This is a genomic window from Thiocapsa sp. (assembly GCF_035467215.1).
Lineage (GTDB): Bacteria > Pseudomonadota > Gammaproteobacteria > Chromatiales > Chromatiaceae > Thiocapsa.
In genome coordinates this window covers 1-26,356 of sequence record NZ_DATITZ010000065.1, presented here as the reverse complement: position 1 = coordinate 26,356, position 26,356 = coordinate 1, and the positions used below count along the sequence as shown (strand labels likewise).

The following is a 26,356-nucleotide window of genomic DNA, read 5'->3' as shown; positions in this document are numbered from 1 at the left end:
CATCGAATCAGGGCCGCGCGGACGCGGGACCCGAAGGCGCCATGACGTTCGAGCGGACCGACGGGTTCGGTACGCGATCCGGTGCGCTGATCGCGATACCCCTGTATCCCGGTTACGGAAGCGGTCCGATCTGGCTGCATGCGGAGGGGCGGCCGGATGAAAACCAATTCTCCCAAGTCCCCAGCTAAACCGCGTCCTGAGTGGGGCGGGATGATTCAGTCGGCGGCGGCATAGGGCAGACCCCTCCGGATCCGTGCGGGACGCAGTTTAGGATATTGAAAAATAATTATTTAAACTGCGTCTGCTCCGTCGTTCGTTGGTGCCTCCAGCGTTGAAAACCGGCTTGAGTAGCCATGTCGCTGCGAGACGCAGTTTAACCGGTTCGAATCCCCGCGTCGGCTGTGACACAATCTCACCCTTTCGCCGCCTACGTGGTCCAGTGGTCTCGTCCGCGCGGGCGTGATCGTACGTCCCAGTTTCCGACTCAGTCTCCGACCGAGACCCCCTTTAGGATCCACCATGTCGAACATCATCCGTATCGCCACCCGTAAATCCCCCTTGGCCATGTGGCAGGCCGAGCATGTCTCCGCGCTGCTGACCAAGCTCCATCCCGGCCTCGAGATCCAGATCGTCGGCATGACCACCAAGGGCGACAAGATCCTCGATGCGCCGCTGGCGAAGGTCGGTGGCAAGGGCCTTTTCGTGAAGGAGCTCGAGCAGGGCATGTTGGAGGGCGTGGCGGACATCGCCGTGCACTCGATGAAGGACGTCCCGGTGGACTTTCCCGAAGGTCTCCATCTGGCCGTCATCATGGATCGCGAGGACCCGCGCGATGCCTTCGTCTCGAATCGCTACGATGATCTCGACAGTCTCCCGCAGGGCGCCTGTGTCGGCACCTCGAGCCTGCGTCGCCAGTGTCAGCTCGCCGACCGGCGTCCCGATCTGCGCATCGAGCCCTTGCGCGGCAACGTCAACACGCGTCTCGCCAAGCTCGATGCCGGGGAGTACGACGCCATCATCCTGGCCGCGGCAGGACTCATGCGGCTAGGCTTCGAGTCGCGCATCCGCGGCCGGATCGCGCCGCAGGACAGTTTGCCCGCGATCGGGCAGGGCGCCATCGGGATCGAGTGCCGCAGCGCGGACCCGCGCACCAATGATCTGATCGCGCCCCTGCATCACCGCGACACCGCGGACCGGGTGCTCGCCGAGCGTGCGATGAACGCACGTCTGCACGGCGGCTGTCAGGTGCCGATCGCCGGACATGCCCTGATCGAGGTCGACCGACTCGTCCTCAAGGGGCTCGTCGGGACGCCGGACGGATCTCGGATCCTGCGTGCCGAATCCGAAGGTCCCCGCGCGGATTGGGAGGCGATCGGGACGCGGGTCGCCGACGATCTGCTCGCGCAGGGTGCGGACGAGATCCTGAGCGCACTGCAGGAGCCCTGATGCCCGCCCCCTGTGATCTCGGCGGGCGCGGCGTCTTGGTCACCCGGCCGGCGGCCCAAGCCGACGGGCTCTGCCGGCTGATCGAGGAGGCCAACGGTCGCGCGATCCGCGTGCCCAGCATCGAGATCGCCCCGGTCGCCGATCCGCGCGAGGCGGCCGCGCTGCTGGCGCAGTCCTGGGACATGCTCTATTTCGTCAGCCCGAATGCGGTGGAGCAGGCACTCGCCTTGATGCCGGACGGCTCTTGGTCATGCGCTGCGAAGGTCGCGGCCGTCGGGCGGGCGACCGCACAGGCGTTGACCGACGCGGGTCGTGCGCCGGAGCTGGTCCCGGAACAGCGCTTCGACAGCGAGACCCTGCTGGCGATGCCCGAGCTGGCCGACATGCGCGGGCGTGGGGTGTTGATCGTCCGCGGCGAAGGCGGGCGTGCCCTGTTCGCCGAGACCCTGCGCGAGCGCGGGGCCGAGGTGTCCTTTGCAGAGGTCTACCGTCGCCTGCGTCCGGCGTTCGATCCCGCTCCTCTGCTGTCGCGCTGGCCCGAGACCGTCGCCGCGGTCACCGCGACCAGCGACGAGGTCATGCTGAATCTGATGGAGATGCTCGGCCCCGAGGGACGTGCTACGTTGCTCGCCACGCCCTTGGTAGTCGTGGCCGAACGCACGGCGGAGAAGGCCCGAGGATTGGGTTTCGTGCAGGTTGCCGTGGCCGAGCGCGCCGAGGATGCGGCGATCGTCCGGGCCTTGTGCGCGCTCGGTCCGGCTGCCGCCGGCTGATTGCCCGAGGCTTCCGCTAGGGATCGGATCCGGGGTCGGTCGCTTCTGCCGCGGCGCCCTTCGGCCTGGCTTAGTCACGACTGGGCAGCCAGCGGGCGAGGGTCCGGTAGAGCTCGCCCGTGTCGATCGGCTTGGCCAGGTGGTCGTTCATGCCCGCTTCCCGGGCGTCGTTCCGATCGGCCTCCATCACCGCCGCCGAGAGTGCAATGATCGGCAGATCGGGACGCACCGGACGAATCCGCCGGGTGGCCTCGAATCCCTCCATGATCGGCATCTGCAGATCCATCAGAACGATGTCGAACTCCCGCGTCGTCGCCAGCTCGACCGCCTCGCCACCGTGCTCGACCAGGGTCACGACGGCGCCGGTGCGCTGAACCATGCGTTTTGCGACTTCCTGGTTCAGTGCGTTGTCTTCCACCAGCAGGATCGCCGCGCCGGCAAAGGAGGGCGGCGGTGTCCGGGCCGGTCGCGCGGGCTTCTCGGGTTGCGGTGCTCCGCCATGCGCTTCGAGCAGGGTGTCGAGCAGGGCCGAGGCGGTGACCGGCTTGCCCAGGAAACCACTGAGACCCGAGCGGTCTTTCGGAAGGTGGTCGCGGTTGTAGCCGCTGACGATGATCGCCGGGGCCTCGGCACCGGTCAGGACGCCCTCGTTGCGCAACCGAAACAGCTGCCGGACCGCCTCCAGCCCGTCGATCTCGCCGGGCATCTTCCAGTCCATCAGGATGACATCGAAGGGCATGCCGGCTCGATCGGCCGCGACGACGGCCTGCACCGCAGCAGCCCCGCTCGCGGCTTCCTCGACCCGGCAGCGCCAACTCTCGAGGATCTCGCGAAGCACGGTTCTGGCGACGTCGTGGTCGTCGACGACCAGGATCCTGGCGTCGGCGATGGAGACGCGGAAGACGAGCTCGAGGCCCTGCTCGCCGGCGGCGGAGCCGAACAGGAGAACCTGGCTCAGCCCGATCACCGCGTTCATGGGCGTGCGGATCTCGTGACTCATGTTCGCCAGAAACTCGCTCTTGGAGCGGCTGGCGGCCTCGGCTTGCTCGCGGCTGAGGCGCAGCGAGGCTTCCGTTTCGCGCCGTTTCTGGACGTTCACGAGCATCTGCGCGAAGACCGTCAACAGCCGTCGCTCGGTGTCGGAATAGCGATGGTGCCGGCGTACCGAATCGAAGCCGACGAAGCCGCCGAGCCGGCCGCCGCTGTCGACCATGGGCAGGCACAGCAGAGACAGGATGCCTTGAGCAAGAGACTCTGTTTTCTCGGCTGCTGCCTCGTCCGGAAGAGCAGCCACGTCGGAGATCACGACCGGCTCGCCGGTCGCCATCCGGGCCTTCCACCAAGGCATCTCCGCGACCGGCTGGTGTTGCGCACGCCCCATTTGAGAGAGAGTGCCCCGGGCGCACCACTCATGGGTGTTGGTCATGCGCGCGCTGTCCTCCGAGAAACGGAACAGGTAGGCCCGCTCGACCTCGAGGAGCTCGCCGAGCCTTTGGAGGGCCCGGTCGAGAATGGCGTCGAAGTTGTCCGGGCGGGCCCGCGCGAAACGGGCGGAGATCGCGGCGGTCAGGGCGAGACCCATGAGCGCCGTGAGCCATCCAGCTCTTACGGGATGCCTGCTCATGAACTCCGGGCCGGCGGAGGCCGTCACCGCAAAGACCTCGCCGAAGATCGGAATGAGGCGGGTCAACGACGGCCCGACAAGGGGCTCGCCATTCGCAGTCCAATTCGATGCAATCGGCTCGAAGCGTCCCGAGCCGTGCAGGTCAGCGATCTGCAGGCCTGCGGCCTTGTCGGCTCCGTCGATCAGCAAGAGGCTATCCATGCGCAGCGCAGCGGCGACGACACCGCGTGCAGCGCCCGAATCGCCGAAGACCGGCCGAAAGAGACGGATACCTTTCGGGCTTCCGGGCTCCAGCACGAAGTTGATGGGTTCGGTCGCGGTGGGGAGGCCGCCGAGGATCGCCGCCTCGATGGCTGCGCGGCGTTGCGGATCGGAGGCAAGGTCGAAGCCGATCGTCTGCTCGTTGGCTGTCGTGGAGGGTGCGACGAAGAGAACGGGGTAGTGATGGTTGCGCTCCGTCACGGGTACGCGCCCTCTCTGCGGGTCCTCCTGCCACATCCGCGCGTTTTCGATACCGGCGGCCTCGGCCCGCGCGCCTGAGCAGCAAGGCCGTGCCCGTCAGCAGGATCAGGATCAGCGCAAGCGTCAGAACAAGCGTCGGCACGGCGACCTCGACGAGCTCGATCCTCCAGGTGCGGGCATCCACGTCGATGCCGAGCACGGCGACGACGCCGCCTTGGACCGCGTTGCTCGGCTCGAAGAGCGGCACTTGGGCCGAGACCACGGCCCAGCGTCGACTTCGGTCTCGGGTCAGGACCTGGGTCTCGCGCTGCTCGCCGATCCCGGCGGGGAGGCCGTCGGCGGCCAGTGCCTCCCAGGCCGCGCTGTTGAATCGTCCGGTGTTGTCGGGCTCCACCGCGAGATAGACCTTGGCCGCCTGATTGGCTTGGACGCCCCCCGCGAGACCGCGCTCGGCCAAGATCATCGGGAAGGGCGCGGCCTCGAAGAGGGTGCGCAGGTTGGATTCGCTCTCGCCGAGCCTGCGCAAGACCCGGCTGGCGCCGAACCAGGCGAATCCGATGACCAGAAGCATGGCGCCGCCGACCCACAGGAGCTTGCCGCGCACGCCGCGGATAAGATCGTCGAGGAACTGCGGACTCGAGAAAAAGGTGGCGATCCCGACCAGAAGGTGGCGATCCCGACCAGAAGGTGGCCGTCCGGATCGTAAAGAGGCACCTCCGTGACGAAACAATCCGGACACTGGTCGACCCCCCGCGCGAGATTGCGGCTGTCGGGCGGAAGCGCGACCAGCTCCTCGTCCAGGACCAGGACGATCCGTCGGACGAACGGCGCCCCGGTCGACTCATCTTTGAGCAGCAGCACGGCATCGAGCTCCGTGCGAATCTCGTCGGCGAGTTGCTCTGGCCGGTGATCGGCACGCAGCAGCGTCTCGATCCCGCTGGTCTGGGCCCGGGCGAATGCGCGAGAGCGGCTTTCGGCGTCCGCACGCAGGGTCGGCTCGATGACCAATACCCAGTGCAGTGCGATCAGCGCCGTGAGCAGGATCCCGAGCAGCGCAAAGATCACGGCGAGATTGCGCTCGAGGGTCAGCGAGAACCGGCGGCGCACGGCCAATGCTCTGTCGATCATGCCGGTTTACTCATAGCGGCGTGCAACTTTGAGAAAAAACGGCTTGAATCGGACCTCCAGCTCGTAGGTCGCGATCTCCCCTGCAGCGATGGACTCGCGGCCCGGATACTCCCGTTCGTAGAAGGTCGGCGGTCGAAACGCCCGGGCGTCTTGGAGCTTGAGGATGTTGGCCTCGTCGATGCGCCAGACGGCGGCCAAACGCGGGGTCAGGAAGGCGCCGAGGTCGCTGTAGTCGTCGTGCAGGATCTTGATCGCCAGAGAGGTCTCGCGCCAGCGCAGATCGGCGAAGGCCCCGCGATAGCGGCTTGCTTCGTTCGACGGGCCGGGTGCGTTGGAGATCTCGGGCTCGCCGATTGCGTAGAGGGCGTCCTCGGACACGGACACACCACCGTTGCCGGTCAGGGCCGGCCAAATTGATCGAGGCGGTTAGATCGCGTTGCGGGTCGCTCCAGTGCCAGATCCCGCCCCCGCCGGCACGGCGGGCTCGTTGGCCTGGGCATGGATGGTGCGATCGCTTTGCCGGGTGATGACGTTCAAGACGCCGGCGAAGGCGTACTCTCCGTGCACCGAGGAGCCGGGTCCGCGGATGACCTCGATGCGCTCGATCTGCTCGATGGGGATGTTCAGGATCGGGTTCGCGGTGGCGAGCAGGGTCGAGTTCATCGACACGCCGTCGAGCAGGAACTTGATGTTCCCCGAGGCATAGCCGAAGCCGACGCCGCGGCTGAGAATCTGGCGCTCGCCCGTCATCTCGAGCCCTTGGCTGATGCCGGGAACCAGCGAGAGCGCCTCCCAAACGGTGCGCGCTCCGCGGGCGAGCATGTCGGTTCCGGACAGGATCGTCGCCATCCCGGGGACGAAGTCGGCGTTCATCCCGCTGCGGGTCGCAAGCTCGGTCTCCTGGTCGAGGAGGCTCAGCAGGTCGCCGAGCGGTGCGTCGTCGGCCTCGCAAGAAGGTTGCGTGCCGAGTGCTTCGCCTGCGGCCAAGATCATGACCAGCATCCACACGGCGAGACCGTGCGGCGCGACGCAGATGTGTGACCTTGTGGACGGCAAAACAGCCAAGACTCCGTGCCCCGAGCGCGAGCGGCACTCCGTTGATGCAACCGACAGCTTCGACATCGGCAAGGTCCGTCCGTCCTGTTGCGAGCATCCCCGCTTGCGGTGGCGACTGCCCGCGACGACGGCAGGTCAGCTCGACCGGGGTGGTCGGAGAGACCCTATGATGTCGGCAGAAAACCGTCCGCCTTGAGTTTAACGATCACGGCAGCGATGACCTCGCTGATCATGGTCTGCTCGGAGCTCGGATCCAGGGTGTCGGAGCGACCGGACCAAACCAGCGTTGCGCTCGCGTCGTCGTAGAGATTGGTCTCGAGCCGAAGTGCAGGATACTTGGCGTAATACCCGGGTGCAGTGACCTCGCTCAGGATGTGACCATAATAGGTGTAGAGGCGGCCGTAGAGGCTCGGAACCACGTGGGTGCGTGCAACGCTCGGCGCGGCCTCCGGGTTCTCGCCCGCAAGGTAGGTGACGATGACCCCATCGGCCCCGGATCGTCCGACGGCCTCCTGCACCGCCCGCGCCCGGCCGACATCGCGATCCGAGAGCAAGGTATGGGCTGCACGGGCTTGAACGCCGGTGCCTTTGAGCACCTCGACGAAGTTGTCCTCGTAGGCGCGGCGTACGACCGGGTTGGTGGAGATGCCGAAGACGATCAGGTCGCGGTACGGCGTCGGGGGTGTCCCGGGCGCGATCCATGTCGTGCTCAAGGGGCCGGGCGTGCAGCCGACCGTCAGCAGGGCGGCAAGGCCGAATGCGACGGCAAGCCGGATAGGGCGCATAAGCGAAAGCTCCGAGATCGCGAAAAGGTCCATCGGCCGCGGAAGTGTGCCCCGCTCCGGGCGACAGGACAAGCTCAGGCCGCTCCGCCGTCCTTCCCCTTGGGCAGCTTGGTGTCGGAGGCGTATTCGAAGGCGTCCGAAAACATGCGATCTCGGTCCAGGCCGGCGGCCTCGAAGGCGACACGCCCGGCCTCGACCATGACGGGCGGTCCGCTCATGTAGAGATCGAATCCGCTCGGGTCCGGATGATCCTCGAGGACCGCCAGGTGAACGAATCCGGTGCGTCCCTGCCAATCCGGATCCGGCTCCGAGAGCACGGGGACGAAGCGGAAGGAGGGCAGTTGCGTCGCCCAGATTGCCGGCAGATCGGTCAGGTAGAGGTCGCGCTGCGCACGTACGCCCCAGTAGAGGTCGACGGGGCGGTCGAGCCCGATATGGATCGCGTGCTCGATCATCCCTTTCAGCGGCGCGAACCCGGTGCCTCCGCCCATGAGGATGATCGGGCGATCCGAGTCCTCGCGAAGCACGAAGGTCCCCATCGGTCCCTGGATGCGTAGGATGCTCTTCTCGGGCATGCTCTCGAAGACGTAGGCGGTAAACTCCCCGCCCGGGACATGCCGGACATGCAGCTCGATCTCGGCGTCGTCGTGGGGTGCGTTGGCGATGGAGAAGGCGCGCCTGCGGCCGTCGCGCAGGATGAAGTCCAGATACTGACCGGCGAGGAATTGAAGCCGTTGGTTCTCGGGCAGCTTCAGGAAGAGGCGCATCACGTCGTGATTGAGACGCTCCTTGCGCGAGACGCGGCAGGGTAGGGTGCGGACCTCGATGTGCGCGACCGACGGGACCTCGCGCACGCGCAACAGCAGATCGGAGGCGGGCACGGCTTGGCAGGTCAGGCAGGTGTCCTCGGGCTGGCCTTCGAGCGCATCCGTCAGGCCGCTCGGGTAGTCGACCCGGCCCTCGAGCAGGTGGACCGCACAGGATCCGCACTTGCCGTCGCGACACCCGTAAGGTAGGCCGACGCCTTGGCGCAGCGCGGCGGCAAGGATGGTTTCATCCGGCTCGACATCGAAGCGATGTTCCGCGGGAAGGGTTCGAATCGTGAAGCTCATGGGGTGATTAAACCGCGTCCGGAGTGATTAGGCGATGGTTTTGGGCTCGCTGGGCCTCATCTACACCTGCGGCCGTAGTGGAGACGCGGTTTAATGATCGTTTCTCAATGACTTAAATCGCGTTTACGCCGACGTGTCGGGTGATCTCGACCCTGGGGTGTCGGGTTTTAAACGAGGGTTGCCGCGAACGCGATCCCACAATCTTGAGGCATCTCATGCCGCTTTCGCAAACATGAGGCAGGTCGGATGATGAACGAGCAGGTCGTCGTCGGGTGCGGATATGTGGGCACTCGCCTTGCCCGCCAATACCGGGAGCAGGGCGAGGCCGTCACCGGAATCGTGCGGTCCGATGCCGGGGTTGCTCGTTTGGAGCAGCTCGGCATCAAGGGCTTACGCTGCGATCTCGCGGCCGATGACAGCGGCAATCTCGGGCTCGCCGAGGCGCGGGTCTTTCATTTCGCGCCGCCGCCGGGGAGCGGGGTTCAAGACCCGCATACCCGACATCTCGTCGAGATCTTCGAGCGCTACGGTCATCCGCGGCGTGTCGTCTATATCAGCACGACGGGCGTCTACGGCGATTGCGGGGGTGCCTGGATCGACGAGACATATCCGGTCGCACCGGTCGCGGCCCGCTCGCTACGGCGCCTGGATGCCGAGGAGACGCTGCGCCGTTGGAGCGCGGCGAGCGGTCGGGATTTGGTGATCCTGCGCGTCGCGGGGATCTACGGCCCCGACCGATTGCCCTTGGAGCGCCTCCGGGCAGGTACACCCATGGTCAGGCCGGAGGATTCGCCCTACACCAACCGGATCCATGTCGATGACCTGGTCGCGGCCTGTAGCGCAGCGATGGAGCGGGCGCCGTCGGGTACGGTTTACAACGCCTGCGACGGTCATCCGAGCACCATGACGGACTATTTTCTCGACGTGGCCGCCGCGGCCGGGCTGCCGAGCCCGCCCTTGATCAGCCTCGAAGAGGCCGCCGATCGCCTCTCCGAGGGCATGCTCTCCTACCTGAGCGAGTCGCGCCGTCTGCGCAACGATCGGCTGCGCGAAGAATTGGGTGTCGTGTTCCGTTACCCGTCGCTGGCCGAGGGGCTGCGCGGGGTCTTCTAGAGGATCGGCGTGTGCGTATCCTCGGACGCTGTTGGCGGATATGATTCGGCCGTGCAGCGTTTGCCGCGGCGGCGTTGCACCCGGTCACGCGGGACGCTTCGGTCAGCCACGGCCGAGCTGCCTGCTCGAAATGCTCGGTGCTCGATGCGACCTCGAGCCCGGGCAAGATCGGACCCGACAATCCATAAGGAGCCATCGATGACGCGTTCTTACCGACAAGCGCCCGCAATGATCGCTACACTGCTCGCAACCGCTGTCTTCGCATCCCCCGCCACTGCGCTTCAGGAAGCGGACTTCCAATACGACTCGACCGAAAATCTGTATCGAATCTGCTCGGTTGCACCGGATGCCGACGGACATCTGATCGCCTCGCTGGCCTGCCGCGCCTTCCTCGAGGCGACCGTTCAATATCACGACGGCGTCACGGCCCGCAACGGGCTGAAGCGCCTCGTCTGTTACCCCCAAGGCGCCACGATCGAGGATGCCCGCGAGGCGTTCGTGGCTTGGGCGCAGGCCAACGCCGGCAACAAGGAGTTGATGGCCGAGCAGCCCGTGAAGGGCGTGGTGCGTGCGCTTGCAAGCAAATATCCTTGCACGGGTAAGAAGTAATCCATCGGCCCATCGGGCGTCGGCCGCCGGCTCGGCGCCCTCGAAGTCCCGGAGATTCGAACGATGAAAATCACGACAGTTACGGCAGCTCTGGCCAGCATCCTTCTGCTCGTCGGATGCGGCAGCACAACCACCTCGCGCGTTGCCACGGGCACCGGCATGGGCGCGGCGAGCGGCGCGGTCATCGGGTCATTGAGCGGCAACGCCGGTCGCGGCGCGCTCATCGGTGCCGGCGTGGGTGCCTTGGGCGGGGTGCTCGTGGACGAGCATCAACGCGGCAGCTTCAGCAACAATTGATCCGGACGCACGACCGACCGAGCCGTGCGTCGGCTCGGTCGGTCGCTTGTCGGACTCACCCTGAGTGTGCAGCCGATGAGGTACCGACCGGGTGTCGCGGGCCTCCGGTGGGCGCTTGATGTCCGCGATGAGGCCGCGCCCCGGCGATGCGGGATTCGGCGTCGCGCTCGGCGCGCATCCGGAGCGATCGGCTTGATGCACCGAGGCTTGTCGCTGGGACCGGTCAGGCCGGCTCGCAGGTTGCTCCTCTCCGCGAATCGGGTTTCCGCGCGACGAATCGTCACATTTTTTTCAATGAAACGGAGTTGACGCTTCGCACACGATCCACTAGCTTTCATCAGGAATGAATCGAGGCGCTTCCGGGGTTCCGGTGCACGACACGGCGCAGGAAACGATGCGGGAAATCAGCCTGACGCACCGGAGGCACGGTGAGGCCGTGTCGGGCGTCCTTTCGCCATGAGGCCAGCCTCGGATCCTGTTTGAATGCCCAAATCCCCTTTCCCGTACCCATCCCCCGTGCCGTCGATCTCTGCGCGGGTGCGGGTTTGTGCTACCCGCTGTCGAGTCGGCTTGTGTGTTGGCAGCTCGGCAGTCTTGGCTCGACCAACGCACACCAGCATGAGAGACAGCGATGAGGATCTACGTAGGAAACCTGACATATAGCGTGACCGACGACGACCTGCGGGACGTCTTCGGAGAGTTCGGTGATCTCGCGGCAGCGGAGGTGATCAAGGATAAGTTTTCCGGTCAGTCCAAAGGCTTCGGATTCGTCGATATGCCCAACAACTCGGAGGCGGATGCGGCCATCAAGGCGCTGAACGAAACCGACTTCAAAGGACGCAAGCTCACTGTCAACGAGGCACGTCCGCGTGCCGAGCGTCCACGCGGCGGCGGTGGTGGAGGTCGCTACTGATCCTGTTGCTCGTCTCATGACCTAGACAAGATCGTCGTCGGGGCGCTTTGCGCCGCCGGCGTCGATTCCTACCCTCGATGTCGTTTGCCTGCCTCGCCCTCGGTTGCTACGTCCCGAGGACCGATTCCGAGACTGTCCCAGATCCCGTCGACCCGCTCGCGCACCGCCTCGTCCATCAGGATCGGGCTGCCCCATTCACGCGTCGTCTCCCCGGGCCACTTGTTCGTCGCATCGAAGCCGATCTTGGATCCCAGCCCTGAGACCGGAGAGGCGAAATCCAGATAGTCGATCGGTGTGTTCTCGATCATCACCGTGTCGCGCGCCGGATCCATCCGGGTCGTCATCGCCCAGATCACATCCGTCCAGTCGCGCGTACAGACGTCCTCATCCACGATGATGACGAACTTGGTGTACATGAACTGACGCAGGAACGACCAGACACCCATCATCACCCGCTTGGCGTGTCCCGGATATTGCTTCTTGATGCTGACCACCGCCAGGCGATACGAGCACCCCTCGGGCGGCAGGTAGAAGTCGCGGATCTCCGGAAACTGTTTCTGGAGAATCGGCACGAAGACCTCGTTCAAGGCCACGCCCAAGATGGCCGGCTCGTCCGGCGGACGCCCGGTGTAGGTGCTGTGATAGATGGGCTCGCGGCGTTGTGTGATGCGCTCGATGGTGAAGACCGGAAACTCGCCGACCTCGTTGTAGTAGCCCGTGTGGTCGCCGAACGGTCCTTCCGGTGCCATGTCGTCCGGGTAAATATGGCCTTCGAGAACGATCTCGGCGCTGGCCGGGACCTGGAGATCGGACTCCTTGCAGACCGCCAGCTCGGTGCGGCTCCCGCGCAACAATCCGGCGAAGGCGTATTCGGAGAGGGTATCCGGGACCGGCGTGACCGCGCCGAGGATCGTCGCCGGATCAGCCCCGAGCGCGACGGTGACCGGGAAGGGCTTGCCTGGGTGGGCGCGTTGCCAGTCGCGAAAATCGAGCGCGCCGCCGCGATGCGCGAGCCACCGCATGATGACCCGATTGCGCCCCAGCACCTGCATCCGATAGATGCCGAGGTTGTGGCGCGCCTTTTCTGGCCCCTTGGTGATGACCAGGCCCCAGGTGATCAGCCGCGCGGCATCGCCCGGCCAGCAATGTTGAATCGGTAGGCGCCCCAGATCGACTTGCTCCCCACTGAATTCAACCTCCTGGCAGGGCGCGTTGCGCCGAACCTTCGGGGCCATGTCCAACACCTTCTTGAAGATCGGCAGCGACTGCCACGCCTCCTTCATCCCCTTCGGCGGATCCGGCTCCTTGAGAAAGGCGAGCAGCTTGCCGACCTCGCGCAGCGCCTCGACCGACTCCTCGCCCATGCCCAGAGCCACGCGACGGGTCGTCCCGAACAGGTTGCCCAGCAAGGGGATCTTCGACCCCTTCGGTCGCTCGAACAACAGCGCCGGCCCACCGGCACGCAGCGTCCGGTCGCAGATCTCGGTGACCTCGAGATAGGGGTCGACCTCCACCCGGATGCGTTGCAACTCGCCGCGCTGCTCGAGCTGATCGATAAAATCACGCAGGTCGTGGTACTTCATTTTTTATCCCATACCGGGATAAAAAAACGGATCTTCATAGGGTTAGCCTCATTCTGCGAATTTGGGCCGTGGTGCCCCGTGAACTGGGGTTTCACGGACTCGGCCATATCGCTGATCGGATCCGGTGGACAACCACATTAAGGTAATGGGCAATCGACGTAGGGACGAGCGAGAGCGAAGTCCACCGAACACCGCGGCGGCGCTGTGGACTGCGCTGCGCGTGTCCCATACGGTACTGATGTCCTTGGTGCGGGCTGGATGGGTTTCGCTGCGCTCTACCCATCCTACGTGTTTCGGTGGTTATTGAATCGTTTCTTAAATATCTTAAACCGCGCCGGCTCCAGCGGTCGTCAAATCTGCCGGGGCTGATCCCATCCAAAAACATCACATAGCGCGCCGGGCGCGGTTTAAGCTGCGATACCGGAATGGCGCAGCAGCGCATCCGTATTCGGCTCGCGCCCCCGGAATCTCACATAGAGGACCATAGCGTCCTCGGATCCGCCCTTCTCGAGGATGTTCTCGCGGAAGGATCGGCCCGTGTCCGCATCGAAGACGCCCTTTTCCTCGAACAGCGAGAAGGCGTCCGCCGACAGGACCTCGGCCCATTTGTAGCTGTAATAGCCCGCTGCGTAGCCGCCCGCGAAGATGTGCGAGAAGGCGTGGGCGAAACGATTGAAGGCCGGCGGGCGGATCACGGCGACCCGGTCGCGGACCTCCTCGATGATCTCGTAGACGCGTCCGCCGCGCGCCGGGTCGTATTCCAGATGCAGGCGGAAATCGAACAGCGCGAACTCGAGCTGTCGCACCATCTGCATGGCCGACTGGAAGTTCTTCGCCGCGGTCATGCGCTCGTAGAGCCCCTGGGGGATCGGCGCGCCGGTCTCCCAATGGGCGGCGAAGAGGTCGAGCGACTCGCGCTCCCAGCACCAGTTTTCCATGAACTGGCTGGGCAGCTCGACCGCGTCCCAGGGCACCCCGTTGATCCCGGCGACACCGGGATAGTCGACCTTTGTCAGCATGTGGTGCAGGCCGTGGCCGAACTCGTGGAAGAGCGTCTCGACCTCGTTGTGGGTCAGCAGCGAGGGCTTGTCGCCGACGGGCGGGGTGAAGTTGCACACCAGGTAGGCGACCGGAAGCTGGTCGCAGCGACTGGTGTGCATGCGGTTGGTGCAGACGTCCATCCAGGCCCCGCCGCGCTTGTTCTGGCGAGCGACGGGATCGAGATAGAACTGGCCGCGCAGCGCCCCGGATGCACCGTCGCGGATCTCGAAGAAACGCACGTCCGGGTGGTAGGTGTCGAATGATTCGGCCTCCTGGATCTTGACCCCGAAGAGGCGCTCGACGACGCCGAAGAGGCCGGAGAGTACACGCGAGATCGGGAAGTAGGGCCGCAGCTCTTCCTGACTGATCTGATAGCGGTGCAGACGCAGCTTCTCGGCGTAGTAGCCCACATCCCAGGGTTCCAACTTCTCGACCCCGTGCTGCTCGCGCGCGAACGCTTCCAGCTCCGCAAGCTCCTTGCGCGCCTGACCGACCGAGCGATCGGCCAGATCGTTCAGGAAGGCGAGCACATCGTCCGGCGAGCGCGCCATCTTGGTCGCGAGCGAGCGCTCGGCATAGCTCGCAAATCCAAGCAGCCCGGCCAGCTCGTGACGCAGCGCGAGAATACGCTCCATGATCTCGCTGTTATCCCACTGTCCGGCATGCGGCCCCTGATCCGAGGCGCGTGTGCCGTAGGCGTGATACAGCTCGAAGCGCAGCTCGCGATTGTCCGCATAGGTCATGACCGGCATGTAGGACGGCAGGTCGAGCGTGAAGAGCCAGCCGGTCTGGCCCCGTTGCTCGGCGTTCTGCCGGGCCAGCCCGAGCGCGGATTCGGGCAGGCCGGCGAGCTGTGCCTCGTCTTCGATGAGCCTGCTCCAGGCGTTGGTAGCGTCGAGCACGTTCTCGGAATATTTGGTGGTGAGCTGCGAGAGCTCCTGGCTGATGGCCTTGTAGCGGGTCTTCTTCTCGGCGGGCAGGTCGACGCCCGAGAGGTGGAAGTCACGCAGTGCGTTCTCCAACTGCTTGCGCTGGGCCGGGTTCAGGTGCTCTTGCGCGGCGACCGCCTGGTAGCCGCGGAAGAGGTCCTCGTTCTGTCCGACCTCGGTGCCGTAATCGCTGAGCTTCGGCAGGCAGGCGTTGTAGGCCGCGCGCAGCGCGTCGCTGTTGAGCACCCCGTTGAGATGTCCGACCGGGGACCAGGCGCGACTCAAACGGTCGTCGATCTCGTCCAGCGGCTCGACGAAGCTCTCCCAGGTCGGCACCGCGACCTCGCGGGTCAGACGCTCGATCTCGGCGCGACAGTCGGCGAGACAGACGTCGACGGCGGGCTCGACGTGTTCGGGACGGATCCGGGAGAAGGCCGGGAGGCCGGTGGTCTCGAGCAATGGGTTCGTCATGGGTGTGGCCTGATCGGGTTCGCGGGTCAAGAAGGTTAAGGGTTGCGCCCTGCAGTGGCTAGGACGCCGGCGCCGGGACAAGCGGCGGGTGAAGGCGGGCAGAGCCTCGGCGCCGATTTCAGCGATGGCCGAATCATGCGGGCTGGGCACCGGAGTTTCCAGTCGATCGATCGGGTCGGGGCGCGCCATCACGGGTTTCGACGCACTCGGCCTCGTCAGTCCGGTAGGAAACCCATGTTCTGGCGCGGCGAGATACGACCCTTGAGCGAGCGGACCATGTCGATCTTTGGCCGCGGTGCGAAGGCCTGCGGGATGCAGAAGTGAAACCGCCACAGGTCATGGCGCCAGCGCTCCCCGCGGTCGGTGGGGATTTCCAGCCATTCCTCGGACGCGATCGGAACAAACTTTTCGCCGGCACCGTAGGCATAAGTCTTGTAGGCGCCCTTCGGCGTGCAGCGGATGCCCTCCACCGAGAGGTTGCGGGTTCCGTTGCTGCCCTCCGCGACGAGTGTGTAGCGCACCACGTCGTCGGAGCCGATCCGCAGGTTGGCGGTGTCGATGAAGTATCGGAGGGCAGAATCCGGTCCGTCCGGGACCAGCTCGACCAGATCCGCATCCTTCGGCCAAGGCGGGAGCGGGGCGTCCGCTTCCTGCCAGGGGGTGCCCGATTGAACGCTCGAGGGCACTGGGGGCTCCGCGTCGGTGACGAAGGCGTTCTCCGCGGCCGATACGGGCATCGCGAGCCAAAAATGAAGTAGCCAAAGAAGGACGTTGCGGGTCAAGCGTGGCCGGGGCAGGAAGACCGATGGAAGCTGTCGGGAGGCTGTCATGATGTCGATCACCGCGAAATAAGGGGTTTAAGCCGGCAAAAGGGCTCGGAAGGATGCGCTCGCCATGACACCCGTCCTGGAGCCTCGCGCGCATCCGCATCGCCGAATCGGGATCCTCAAGTCTATCAGTCCGAATGGTCTCTGCCATGCGACACGATCGGCCCGCTTGTGCCGCCGATTCCCCTTCCGGTATGGTTCTTGGATGCGTCTTGAAAAGATCCGACTTGCCGGCTTCAAATCCTTCGTGGATCCCACGACGGTGCTCTTTCCCGGCAATCTGGTCGGTGTCGTCGGCCCCAACGGCTGCGGCAAGTCCAACGTCATCGACGCCGTGCGTTGGGTCATGGGCGAGAGCTCCGCGAAGATGCTGCGCGGCGAGTCGATGGCCGACGTCATCTTCAACGGCAGCACCGGGCGCAAGCCGGTCGGGACGGCCAGCATCGAGCTGGTGTTCGACAATGCCGACGGCGGGGAGGGCGGCGCCTATGCCGCTTTCAATCAGATCTCGGTCAAGCGCCAGGTCTCGCGCGACGGTCAGTCGGCCTACTTTCTGAACGGGACGCGCTGCCGTCGGCGCGATATCCAGGATCTCTTCCTCGGCACGGGTCTCGGGCCGCGCTCCTACGCCATCATCGAGCAGGGGATGATCTCGCGCATCATCGAGGCTCGACCCGAGGATCTGCGGATCTTTCTGGAGGAGGCTGCCGGGATCTCCAAGTACAAGGAGCGTCGCCGCGAGACCGAGAGCCGCATGCGTCAGACCCGCGAGAACCTGGATCGGCTCGACGACCTGCGCGACGAGGTCAACAAACAGATTCAGCACCTGGAGCGCCAAGCCGCCTCCGCCGAGCGCTATACCCAGCTCAAGGCCGAGGAGCGGCGTCTGGATCTGGAGCTCAAGGCGTTGCGCTGGAAGGCACTCGACGAGGAGATCCGCACCCGCGAGCAGCGCCTGGCCGAGACCGAGACCCGGACCGAAGCGGGGCTTGCCCAGCAGCGCCGGATCGAGGCCGACATCGAGGCGCGGCGTGCCGACTATCAGAGCGCCTCGGAGACCTTCAACGGCGTGCAGGGCCGCTTCTACGCCGTCGGCTCGGAGATCGCGCGGGCCGAGCAGGCGATCCAGTTCGCCAACGAGGCGCGCGGTCGGCGCGAGGGCGAGCTGGTCCGTCTGGATCAGGAGATCGGCGAGGCCGAGGACCACTTGGAGCGCGACCAGGGGCGGCTCGCCGAGATCGACCGCAACCTCGCCCGCGACGAGCCCGAGCTGACGGGCGCGGATCAGGCATTGTCTGCAGCCGTGCTGAGCGTAGCGGGCGCCGAGGATCGGCTCAAGCAGTGGGAGCGCCTCTGGGACGACTTCAGTCGGGAGGCCGCCGGGCCGTCGGAACAGGCGCAGGCCGAGCGTGCCCGGATCAACGCACTCGAACAGCGCAGCGCCCGCGACCGCGACCGACTGCGGCGCTTGGACGAGGATCTCGCACGTCTACAGGGCTTGGAGATCGAGGATCGGTTTGTCCAGCTCGTCGAGCGCGAGAGCCGATTGGAGGCCGGGCTCGCGGACATGGAGGAGCGTCACGAGGCGTACGGCGCCGACCTGGCCGAACGCGACGGGGCGATCGGTACGCTCGCCTCGCAGATCGATCGGGTCCGCACCCTGTTGCAGCAATCCCGAGGTCGGCTGGCCTCGCTCGTCGCCCTGCAGGACGAGGCCCTGGCCGAGACCGACGACGGCCGGTCCGACTGGCTTGCCGCCGCGGGACTCGCCGATGCCTCGCGTCTGATCGATCGGATCGCGGTCGATCCGGATTGGCAGCGTGCGGTCGATGTGTTGCTCGGGGATGCGGTGCGTGCGATCGGCATCCCGAATCTCGATCGTGCGCTCGCCGGCGGCGATCCGCCTCCGGGTCTGGTGCTCTTGGAGACGCACGGCGATGCCGAGGGTCGGTCGGAGGGCCAAGCCGAGGGCACACCGGACTTGGCCAGCGGAACCGCGGCTCGGGCGATTCTCGCGCATGTTCGCACACCCTGGGCGCTCGATGGCCTGCTTGGCCGGGTCCGGACCGCCGATCGGCTCGCCGACGCCGTCGCGATGCGCGACGCCTTGGGCTCGGCCGAGCAATGGGTGACGCCCGAGGGTGCCCGGGTCGGTCGCGACTGGTTAAGTACGCCGCCGGTGCAGGCGCAGGGGGGTGCCATCGCGCGGGCGGAGGCGATCAAGGCGCTCGGGGCGGAGATCGCGGACGATCAGGCCCGCGAGTCCGAGCTGTGCGCCGAGCAGGAGCGTTTGCGCACGGCCCGCACACGGGCCCAAGAGGAGCGCGCCGACGCCGGACGACAACTGACCGCCTTGGGTCGCGAACTCGCGCAGCTCAAGGCCGAGCTCGCGAGCCTGCGCGCCAAGCGCGAGCATCGACAGGATCGGCTCCAGGCGCTGGGTGCCGAGCGCGACGAGCTGCAGGAGCAGATGGCCGATGCCTTGGAGGAGATGGAGGAGGCGCGCGAACGGCTGCACGAGCATCTGTCCCTGGTCGAGACCTTGGCGGAGCGTCGCGAGGCGATGCAGGCCGAGCGCGAGACGCTGCGCAGCGGGCTCGGCGCGGCGCGCGACGAGGAACGTGGTTGCCGGGAGCGCACCCAAGGCTTACGCGTCAGCGTCGAGTCCAACCGCGCCGCGCGCGCGGCGACCCAACAGAGTCTTGCGCGCATCCAGGAACGCCGCTCGGTGCTGCATGATCGCCGCGCCGAGCTGTTGGATGCGCTTGAGGAGAGTGTCGAGCCCTTGGCCGAGCAGCGGGCGCGGCTCGACGAGCAACTGGTGCTGCGGGTGGAGGTCGAGCAGGCATTGGCCGCGGCGCGCAACCGGCTCGAGGCGCTGGACGGCGAGGTTCGCGAGCTGGAGCAGGCGCGTCAGCGCCTGGAGCAGGAGGGCCGGGTCGGTCGCGGCGAGCTCGATCGGCAGCGTTTGGAGCAACAGGAGCGGCTGGTTCGTCGCCAGACACTCGCCGAGCAGATCGCCGAGGCCGGGCAGACGCCGCTCGACGTCCTGGCCGCGACGGACCCCGCGGCGAACGAATCACAGTGGCAAGAGGCGCTCGCCAAGACCGGGGCGCGTCTACAACGGCTCGGTCCGGTCAACCTGGCCGCGGTGGACGAATTCAGGCAGCAGGCCGAGCGCAAGGTCTATCTGGACGCCCAGCACGAGGACATCAGTCGCTCGCTCGAGACCCTGGAGCAGGCGATCCGCAAGATCGATCGCGAGACGCGCAACCGGTTCCGCGAGACCTACGATCAGGTCAATCAGGGGTTTCAGCTCCTGTTTCCGCGTCTCTTCGGCGGCGGTCACGCGAGCCTGGATCTCACCGACGAGGATCTGCTGGAAACCGGCGTGACCGTCATGGCGCGACCGCCCGGCAAGCGCAATTCGAGCATCCATCTGCTCTCTGGCGGGGAGAAGGCGCTCACCGCGGTGGCCTTGGTCTTCGCCATCTTCGAGCTTAACCCGGCGCCCTTCTGCATGCTCGACGAGGTCGACGCGCCGCTCGACGACGCCAACGTCGGGCGCTTCTGCGAGCTGGTGCGCTCCATGTCGGACCGGGTCCAGTTCGTCTTCATCAGCCACAACAAGGTCACGATGGAGATTGCCGATCATTTGCTCGGCGTGACCATGCACGAGCCCGGCGTGTCTCGTCTCGTCTCGGTGGACGTCGACGAGGCGGTGCGGCTCGCGGCCGTCTCCTGAGCGTGTGAACGGGCATTGCCCGCGGCTCGGCTGGCTGTTGCCGTCGTATGTGAAACCCGTCCACGCGGGGATACAGGTTGCTCGCGCATTGATATACTCCACCCAGTCCTGAACGTCAGACCGACAGCAACGCTTGAATGGACGCCAATACCATCCGTCTCATCCTCATCGTCGTGGGCGCCCTGCTCGTCCTCGCCCTCTTCCTATGGGAGCGCAGCCGCCGTGCCGGTGACGCGGACGAGGACGATGACTACGAGGAGACCGACGCACCCTACGGTCTTTCGACCGGCAAGCGCGAGCCACGGCTCGGGCGGGTCGCCGACGAGGAGCGCGGGGATGACTCCGATCGCGCGCGCTCCGGCCGATCGCCCGCCGCGGAGTCGCGTCGGCGCGATCCCGAGTCCGAGTCCGAATTTGAGCCCGAGTCCGACTCCTATCCGGACGACGACCTCGATTCGGACATGCCGGCCGACGTGGAGCCGCTGTTGATTCAGCTCAGTGTCAGTGCGCGCCGCGAGCCCTTCGCCGGTCCGGAGCTGATGGATGCCGCCGACATCTGCGGTCTGCGTCCCGGTCGGATGGACATTTTCCACTGTCTGGACGAGTTCGACCATGACACGCGGATCTATTTCAGCATGGCAAACATGGTCAAGCCGGGGACCTTCCCCTTCGAGGGCATGGAAGACTTCTCCACACCCGGTCTGATGCTGTTCGCTCAGCTCGACGGTCGCCCGGAGGACATCACCATCCTCGAAGAGATGATCGCGACGGCGCGCAAGCTCGCCAGCGAGCTCGACGGCGAGGTCCTCGACGAGACACGCCGTCCGCTCACGGTGAGGAAGGAAGAGGATCTGCGCCAGGCCGTGCTCGACAACGAGCGCCGATGGGCACGCACGGCGGAGCGTTGATCGGCGCGGATGCCGCCGCCGAGCGCGCCGCATGGCTGCGCACGGAGATCGCCCGCCACAATGTCCGCTATTACGTCCTCGATGATCCGGAGATCCCGGACGCCGAATACGATCGTCTCTTTGCCGAGCTTCATACCCTCGAGTCCACCTACCCGGACCTGAAGACGCCGGATTCGCCGACCCAGCGGGTCGGCGCCGCGCCGCTCTCCGCCTTTGCTGCGGTCCGCCACCGTCTGCCCATGATCTCGCTCGCCAACGCCATGAGCGACGGCGAGCTGGTCGAGTTCGACCGTCGCGTCGCCGCCGCCTTGCCGGGTACCGATCCGGTCATCTACACCGCCGAACCCAAGCTCGACGGGCTGGCCATGAGCATCCGCTACGAGGCAGGTCTGTTGGTGCAGGCCGCGACCCGAGGCGACGGCTCGACCGGCGAGGATGTCACCGCGAACGTGCGCACCGTCAAGAGCGTGCCCTTGCGCCTCGTCGGCGAGGACTGGCCCGCCGTGCTCGAGGTGCGCGGCGAGGTCTATATGACCCGCGAGGGATTCGCGCGGCTCAACCGAGATGCCGCGGAGCGGGGCGAGCGCGTCTTCGCCAACCCACGCAATGCGGCTGCGGGGAGCCTGCGTCAGCTCGATCCACGGGTCACCGCCACGCGCCCTTTGCGCTTCTGCTGCTACGGATGGGGCGAGCTCTCGATTGATCCCGAAGAGTGCCATTACGCAATGCTGCAACGGCTCGCCGGCTGGGGCATCCCCATCTCGAAGGAGCTGCAGCAGGTCGAGGGAGCGGACGGCTGTCGTGCCTATTTCGACGACTTGGGTCGCCGCCGCGACGCGCTTCCCTACGAGATCGACGGCGTGGTCTTCAAGGTCGACCGGATCGCCGATCAGATCGGCTTGGGCGCGACCAGCCATCATCCGCGTTGGGCCATCGCACGCAAGTTCCCCGCCCAAGAGAGGCTGACGCTCGTCGAGGCGGTCGAGTTCCAGGTCGGGCGTACCGGCGCCGTGACCCCTGTCGCTCGGCTGCGACCCGTGCAGGTCGGTGGCGTCACCGTCGCTAACGCCACCTTGCACAACATGGACGAGGTCCTCCGTAAAGACGTCCGAGCCGGCGATACCGTCGTCATCAGACGTGCCGGCGACGTGATTCCGGAGGTCGTGAGCGTCCTGGTCGATCGCCGCCCGCCGGGTGCGGTGCCGGTCGAGATGCCGGCCCAGTGTCCCGTGTGCGGGTCCGACGTGCTGCGGCCGCCGGGCGAGGTGGTGGCGCGCTGTACCGGCGGTCTCTACTGTCCGGCGCAGCGCAAGCAGGCGATCCGGCATTTCGCCTCGCGTCGCGCCATGGATATCGAAGGTCTCGGGGAGAGGCTGATCGAGCAGCTCGTCGATCTGGGATTGGTGCGCGAGCCGGCCGACTTGTATCGACTGACCGCGGAGCAGCTCGTCGGTCTAGAGCGCATGGGCGAGAAGTCTGCGGCCAACCTGATCGACGCCCTGGAGCGCAGCAAGTCCACGAGCTTTGCGCGCTTTATCTTCGCACTCGGGATTCCGGATGTCGGCGAGACGACCGCGCAGGCGTTGGCCGAGCGGTTCAGCGGGATCGCCGAGCTCGCGCGGACGCGTGAAGCGGATTTCGTCCGCGATCGAGGCGTAAAGGGTGTGGGTCGGGACACCGCGACCGCGCTGCATCGCTTCCTGGTCGAGCATCCGAGGATCGAGGCGCAGGGCGATCTTGCGGAGTGGCTGGCGGGACTCAAGCTCCCCGGTCTGACCGCTGCGCGTGCACGGGCGTTGGCGGGGCACTTCGAGGATCTCGCCGCACTTCGCGCGGCCGAGCTCGAAGACCTCTATCTCAACAGCACGCGGCTGGTGGAAGGGGTCGGCCCCGTGGTGGCGGCGGAGATTGCGGGCTTCTTCGCGCAAGGGCACAATCGGGAGGCGATCGAGCGGTTGCTCGAGGCCGGGATCCACTGGCCCGACTCGGCCGTTCCTGCGCAGACCTCGCATGCGCAGCCCCTCGCTGGCAAGACGATCGTGATCACCGGCACACTCGGCCGGCCGCGCGAGGAGATCGCCGCCCGGTTGCAGGACGCCGGTGCGAAGGTGACAAACAGCGTCTCGAAGAAGACGGATTATCTGATTGCGGGCGAGGCGGCGGGCTCGAAGCTCGAGAAGGCGCAATCACTCGGTGTTGCGATTCTCGACGAGGCCATGCTGAACGCGTTGCTCGATCGCCCCTGATCCAAGCGACGTCCGAACGATGTCTGCGCGATGCCGGATTCATCCGACATCGCCCCAATAATGCTGATTCAAACTAAACCGCATCCAGAGCGAGATACTGAATTTTCGAGTGAGTTCGATGTTTGGGTGTATCCACGACCTTTAGGGGGGGCGCGCGGTTTAAAATAACATATTTTTTAAAATCTTAAACCGCGCCGGCTCCAGCGGATGTCAAGTCTGCCGGGGCCGATCCCATCCAAAAACATCGCATACCGCGCTGGGCGCGGTTTAAGAGCGGTCGCTAGAACCGCGTCGACTGCGATCGCCTGCTTCCCGCGATCGAACCACGTCTCTCCAGACTCTACGGACCCCGCAATGCATGAATTGAGCAAAGAGCAACAGATCCTGATCGCGATGCGCAAGACCCTGTCCGCGATCATCCGAGACGTCACCCCGCCGCCCGGGATGCGTCATCCGCTGTCCGAGCCGACGATCGAGGACGTGCGACAGTGTCTCGGGCTGATCGCCGCCCGCGAGAAGGAGCTGGCGGACGTGCAGGGTCGCGGCGGCGAGCGCCCCTATTATGTCGACGAGCCACCGGATACCCGCGTCGTGCCGATTGCCGGCATCAAAAAACGCAAGGAGTGATGCCATGACAAGCGCCCGCCCTCAGAATCCTGGTCGCCCGGAGAATCCCTCGGCTGTCCGACGGCAGCGTCTCGTGCATTTGACCCTGTGTCTGCTCGCGGCCGGTATCTGCAGCGATGCCGTCGCGCGTGATTCGGCGACGACGCGGCTACCCGAGTGGTCCTACTCGGGGGTTGCGGGTCCGGACCAGTGGGGCGACCTCGGCGGGGCGTACGAGACGTGCGCGCGGGGCGAGCTTCAATCGCCGATCGATATCGTCGAGACCCAGCGCGTGACCTACACGCCCTTGCTCTTTCGCTATCGCTCGCAGCTCCTCGAGGCCGAGAATACCGGCCGCGGAGTCCGCCTGATCTCTCCGCCCGGCAGTGCGCTTGTGGTCCGGGGTCAGGCCTACGACCTCGTCGAGTTCAGCTTCCACGTCCCCGGTCTGCATGGTTTCGACGGTGTCGCCGCGGAGGCGGAGATCCACATGACGCATCGCGACGGGCAGGGCGGTTATGCCGTCGTCGCCGTGCCGCTGCGGGCCGGCGACCGCGAGAATCGAATCCTCGATCGGATCCTCGAGTATCTGCCGACACAGCCCGGAGAGCGGGTGCGGCAACGTCAGGTGGGGATCAACCCGCTCTTTCTCCTGCCGGTCGATCGCAGCTACTACAGGTATACCGGCTCGCTCGTGACCCCGCCCTGCACCGAGCCGGTGCTTTGGTTCGTCTTTCGCGAGCCGCTCGAGGTGAGCGCCGATCAGATCCAGCGCATCGCCCGGGCGACGGGGACGAACGCACGCCCCATTCAGCCCTTGAACGGCCGTCCGGTCTTTTCGCTCTTCCGCTATTAAACCGCGCCCGGCGCGATATGCGAGGTTTTTGGATGGGATTGGCCCCGGCGGCCGTGACGGCCGTTGGAGTCGGCGCGGTTTAAGATACTAAAAAATATATAATTTTAAACTGCGTCCCTGCTCAGGGTTGTGGATGCACCAAACGTCGAGCTCATCCGAAAATGAGCATCTCGCTCTCGAGGCGGTTTCGATCCCTGCAGCCTCGTGTCCACCGAGGGCGTGGCTCGCGGCACGGGCATCCGGCCGCGAAACCACGCCTTTCGCATCAAGCGCGATCTAGGGTGCGACGATGTTCTGCTCCACGGCAGCCATCAGCACAGGCGCGGTCAGCTCGCTCGGCAGCTGAGTGAACTTCTCCACCAGCGACGGCCACAAGAGGTTGTAGTAAAGCTCTCCGCGGACCAAGACGACCCCTTCGGCAGGGATGTCGTACAGGATCTCGCGCATCTCGTGGGGCTTGAGCCGGGTGTCGTCGCCGAGCTGAGTTGCGGTGGGCGGCGGTGCGGGCATCCCTTTATCGTCTGCCAGTCCGTAGAAGAAATAACCTTTGGGATCGTCCTTGGAGGGATGTCCCTCTGCGTTCTGCCAGACCACCTCGCCCTGATCGTTATAGGCCGTGAGCTTCAGGTACATGTTGCGGAAGGGCGCCCCGGTCGGTATCGAATGGGGTTGCGAGTTCTGCATCATGACGGTCGTCTTGAGCACATCGCCGTCGAGCTGACTGCGGACGTCGAACACGACGGCTCGCTTGAGCATGCCGTGGTCGTGTCCGCCGCCCATGGAGTGATCGACCAGGCCATTGGAGACCGGCATGTGACAGGATTGGCAGGCAACCTTGCTGCCGCTGGCGATGAACTCATTGCCGGTCGCGCACAAGGGGACATCCTGCGGATTATTACGCTGATCGTGACAGCCCATGCAGGCATCCGAGGTCTTCATCAGGAAGGGGCTGGCCTCCATGGTCAATGCAGGGATCTCGATCCCGTCCATCTCCACGGGCTCGCCTAGATGCGGGTTCGGCTTCTGCGACCCCGCGGCGTCGTCGACGGCACCACCGAACAGGTCGTCACCGGCCGCGGTCAGTTGCTGAACCCCGCGCGGGAAGGCTGCGGGACCTTGGAGCTTGTCCGACACCTCGTAGGCCTTCAGCCCGAGGCGCATTTTGCCGTCCTCGCCCTGGATGCCCTTGTAGCTCTGAAGGGTATGACAGGCGACGCAATTGACCCCTTCGCTGTAGGCGACGTGGGCATCGAGCTTGGTGGTCTTGTCGTGGGCCGCGTTCGGTGCATGACACTGCAGGCATACCGGGAAGGTGCCGGACTTCTTGTGGACCTGCCCCTCGGCCTTCGGGTCGCCGACTTCCATTTCGTAGAAGGTCCCGTGGATCGGGTCCGAGAGCGCGGTGCTCTGGGCGTGCATCGAACCCTTCCACTGCCGGTAGATCTCCTCGTGACAGGTCTGACAGACCTCCGCCGAGATCAGGTGGATCGGCTCCGAGGTGTCTTCGGCCACCGCCGAACCGGCGATACCTCCGAGGCCGAGTGCTAGGCCGAATGTGATCGAGAGTCGCGCGAGTATGCGTTGCATGGGGTGTCGCTCCTTCCTTTTTCTTGTGATAAGGACGCTGTGATACGGACGCGTGTCCGAGCGTCGTGAATTGTTCTTCATCGATGCCACGGGTAAAAGTGCGTGCGGTCAATCAAATGCCGTTCCTCTCGCGATCAACTCCAAACCTATAGTATTTAATGGAATTTGAATATGTTAATACGCTTGCCGATGGCTTGGCGCGTTGAAGAATATCGATGGGTGCTGAATTAGATTGCTCG

At 65.6% G+C, this 26,356-nt stretch carries 20 protein-coding genes and 2 pseudogenes; 12 read left to right on the top strand and 10 right to left on the bottom strand.

Going from position 1 to position 26,356, the window contains the following annotated elements; genetic code table 11:
• The 3 genes and pseudogenes from VLR48_RS03380 to VLR48_RS03370 all read left to right on the top strand — a co-directional run.
• A pseudogene (locus tag VLR48_RS03380) lies at nt 1–188 on the top strand (hypothetical protein); the annotation flags it as partial.
• Between the two features lie 331 nt (nt 189–519).
• Nucleotides 520–1,446 carry a hydroxymethylbilane synthase gene (gene hemC / locus VLR48_RS03375; protein ID WP_325290421.1) on the top strand — a complete coding sequence of 309 codons (927 nt, stop codon included), beginning with the start codon at nt 520–522 and terminating at the stop codon, nt 1,444–1,446.
• The gene (locus tag VLR48_RS03370; protein ID WP_325290420.1) at nt 1,446–2,219 is read left to right on the top strand and encodes a uroporphyrinogen-III synthase; all 774 of its coding nucleotides are present in this window, start codon (nt 1,446–1,448) and stop codon (nt 2,217–2,219) included. Before hemC ends, VLR48_RS03370 begins: the two co-directional genes overlap by 1 nt.
• Nucleotides 2,220–2,289: 70 nt before the next feature.
• Here VLR48_RS03370 and VLR48_RS20185 read toward each other — a convergent pair.
• The 6 genes and pseudogenes from VLR48_RS20185 to VLR48_RS03335 all read right to left on the bottom strand — a co-directional run.
• Nucleotides 2,290–4,359, bottom strand: a pseudogene (locus VLR48_RS20185) (response regulator); the annotation flags it as partial.
• A gap of 405 nt (nt 4,360–4,764) precedes the next feature.
• Nucleotides 4,765–5,433, bottom strand: a complete 669-nt coding sequence (locus tag VLR48_RS03355) for a hypothetical protein (protein WP_325290419.1) — start codon at nt 5,431–5,433, stop codon at nt 4,765–4,767.
• Between the two features lie 6 nt (nt 5,434–5,439).
• Nucleotides 5,440–5,811 carry a hypothetical protein gene (locus tag VLR48_RS03350; RefSeq protein WP_325290418.1) on the bottom strand — a complete coding sequence of 124 codons (372 nt, stop codon included), beginning with the start codon at nt 5,809–5,811 and terminating at the stop codon, nt 5,440–5,442.
• Nucleotides 5,812–5,859: 48 nt separating this feature from the next.
• On the bottom strand, nt 5,860–6,426 hold the full coding sequence (locus VLR48_RS03345) for a TonB-dependent receptor plug domain-containing protein (protein ID WP_325290417.1): 567 nt from the start codon (nt 6,424–6,426) through the stop codon (nt 5,860–5,862).
• A 227-nt stretch (nt 6,427–6,653) separates the two neighbouring features.
• Entirely contained in the window at nt 6,654–7,274 is a 621-nt protein-coding gene (locus tag VLR48_RS03340) for a hypothetical protein (RefSeq protein ID WP_325290416.1), read from the bottom strand.
• A 74-nt stretch (nt 7,275–7,348) separates the two neighbouring features.
• Nucleotides 7,349–8,386, bottom strand: a complete 1,038-nt coding sequence (locus tag VLR48_RS03335) for a CDP-6-deoxy-delta-3,4-glucoseen reductase (protein WP_325290415.1) — start codon at nt 8,384–8,386, stop codon at nt 7,349–7,351.
• Nucleotides 8,387–8,632: 246 nt separating this feature from the next.
• On the opposite strand from VLR48_RS03335, the gene VLR48_RS03330 reads away from it, so the two are divergent.
• The 4 genes from VLR48_RS03330 to VLR48_RS03315 all read left to right on the top strand — a co-directional run bounded on the left by VLR48_RS03330 (nt 8,633) and on the right by VLR48_RS03315 (nt 11,318).
• Nucleotides 8,633–9,499, top strand: coding sequence for an SDR family oxidoreductase (locus VLR48_RS03330; protein ID WP_414718573.1), 867 nt, complete (start codon nt 8,633–8,635; stop codon nt 9,497–9,499).
• 198 nt (nt 9,500–9,697) lie between these two features.
• Nucleotides 9,698–10,108, top strand: coding sequence for a Rap1a/Tai family immunity protein (locus tag VLR48_RS03325; protein WP_325290413.1), 411 nt, complete (start codon nt 9,698–9,700; stop codon nt 10,106–10,108).
• A gap of 63 nt (nt 10,109–10,171) precedes the next feature.
• Nucleotides 10,172–10,405 (top strand): glycine zipper family protein, encoded by a 234-nt coding sequence (locus tag VLR48_RS03320; protein WP_093027094.1) that lies wholly within the window; start codon nt 10,172–10,174, stop codon nt 10,403–10,405.
• Nucleotides 10,406–11,036: 631 nt separating this feature from the next.
• Complete coding sequence (locus tag VLR48_RS03315) at nt 11,037–11,318, top strand: RNA recognition motif domain-containing protein (RefSeq protein ID WP_093027096.1); 282 nt, start codon at nt 11,037–11,039, stop codon at nt 11,316–11,318.
• A 68-nt stretch (nt 11,319–11,386) separates the two neighbouring features.
• Here VLR48_RS03315 and ubiD read toward each other — a convergent pair whose 3' ends face one another.
• The 3 genes from ubiD to VLR48_RS03300 form a co-directional block, all read right to left on the bottom strand.
• Nucleotides 11,387–12,901, bottom strand: coding sequence for a 4-hydroxy-3-polyprenylbenzoate decarboxylase (gene ubiD, locus VLR48_RS03310; RefSeq protein ID WP_325290412.1), 1,515 nt, complete (start codon nt 12,899–12,901; stop codon nt 11,387–11,389).
• A gap of 407 nt (nt 12,902–13,308) precedes the next feature.
• On the bottom strand, nt 13,309–15,342 hold the full coding sequence (gene prlC / locus VLR48_RS03305; RefSeq protein WP_325290411.1) for an oligopeptidase A: 2,034 nt from the start codon (nt 15,340–15,342) through the stop codon (nt 13,309–13,311).
• 215 nt (nt 15,343–15,557) lie between these two features.
• The gene (locus VLR48_RS03300) at nt 15,558–16,172 is read right to left on the bottom strand and encodes a CNP1-like family protein (RefSeq protein WP_325290410.1); all 615 of its coding nucleotides are present in this window, start codon (nt 16,170–16,172) and stop codon (nt 15,558–15,560) included.
• Nucleotides 16,173–16,374: 202 nt separating this feature from the next.
• Here VLR48_RS03300 and smc point away from each other — a divergent pair, with 202 nt between their 5' ends.
• From smc to VLR48_RS03275, 5 genes are all read left to right on the top strand, one after another.
• On the top strand, nt 16,375–19,914 hold the full coding sequence (smc, locus tag VLR48_RS03295; protein ID WP_325290409.1) for a chromosome segregation protein SMC: 3,540 nt from the start codon (nt 16,375–16,377) through the stop codon (nt 19,912–19,914).
• 137 nt (nt 19,915–20,051) lie between these two features.
• Complete coding sequence (locus VLR48_RS03290) at nt 20,052–20,822, top strand: cell division protein ZipA C-terminal FtsZ-binding domain-containing protein (protein WP_325290408.1); 771 nt, start codon at nt 20,052–20,054, stop codon at nt 20,820–20,822.
• Nucleotides 20,798–23,068: an NAD-dependent DNA ligase LigA gene (gene ligA, locus VLR48_RS03285; protein WP_325290407.1), complete on the top strand. Its 2,271-nt coding sequence runs from the start codon at nt 20,798–20,800 to the stop codon at nt 23,066–23,068. The genes VLR48_RS03290 and ligA overlap by 25 nt, the downstream gene beginning before the upstream one ends.
• Nucleotides 23,069–23,422: 354 nt before the next feature.
• A complete protein-coding gene (locus VLR48_RS03280; protein ID WP_325290406.1) occupies nt 23,423–23,695 on the top strand; it encodes a segregation and condensation protein A in 273 nt (90 codons plus the stop codon).
• A gap of 4 nt (nt 23,696–23,699) precedes the next feature.
• Nucleotides 23,700–24,530 (top strand): carbonic anhydrase family protein, encoded by an 831-nt coding sequence (locus VLR48_RS03275; protein WP_325290405.1) that lies wholly within the window; start codon nt 23,700–23,702, stop codon nt 24,528–24,530.
• Nucleotides 24,531–24,806: 276 nt separating this feature from the next.
• Here VLR48_RS03275 and VLR48_RS03270 read toward each other — a convergent pair whose 3' ends face one another.
• Entirely contained in the window at nt 24,807–26,117 is a 1,311-nt protein-coding gene (locus VLR48_RS03270) for a cytochrome c family protein (RefSeq protein WP_325290404.1), read from the bottom strand.
• Nucleotides 26,118–26,356 lie beyond the last annotated feature (239 nt).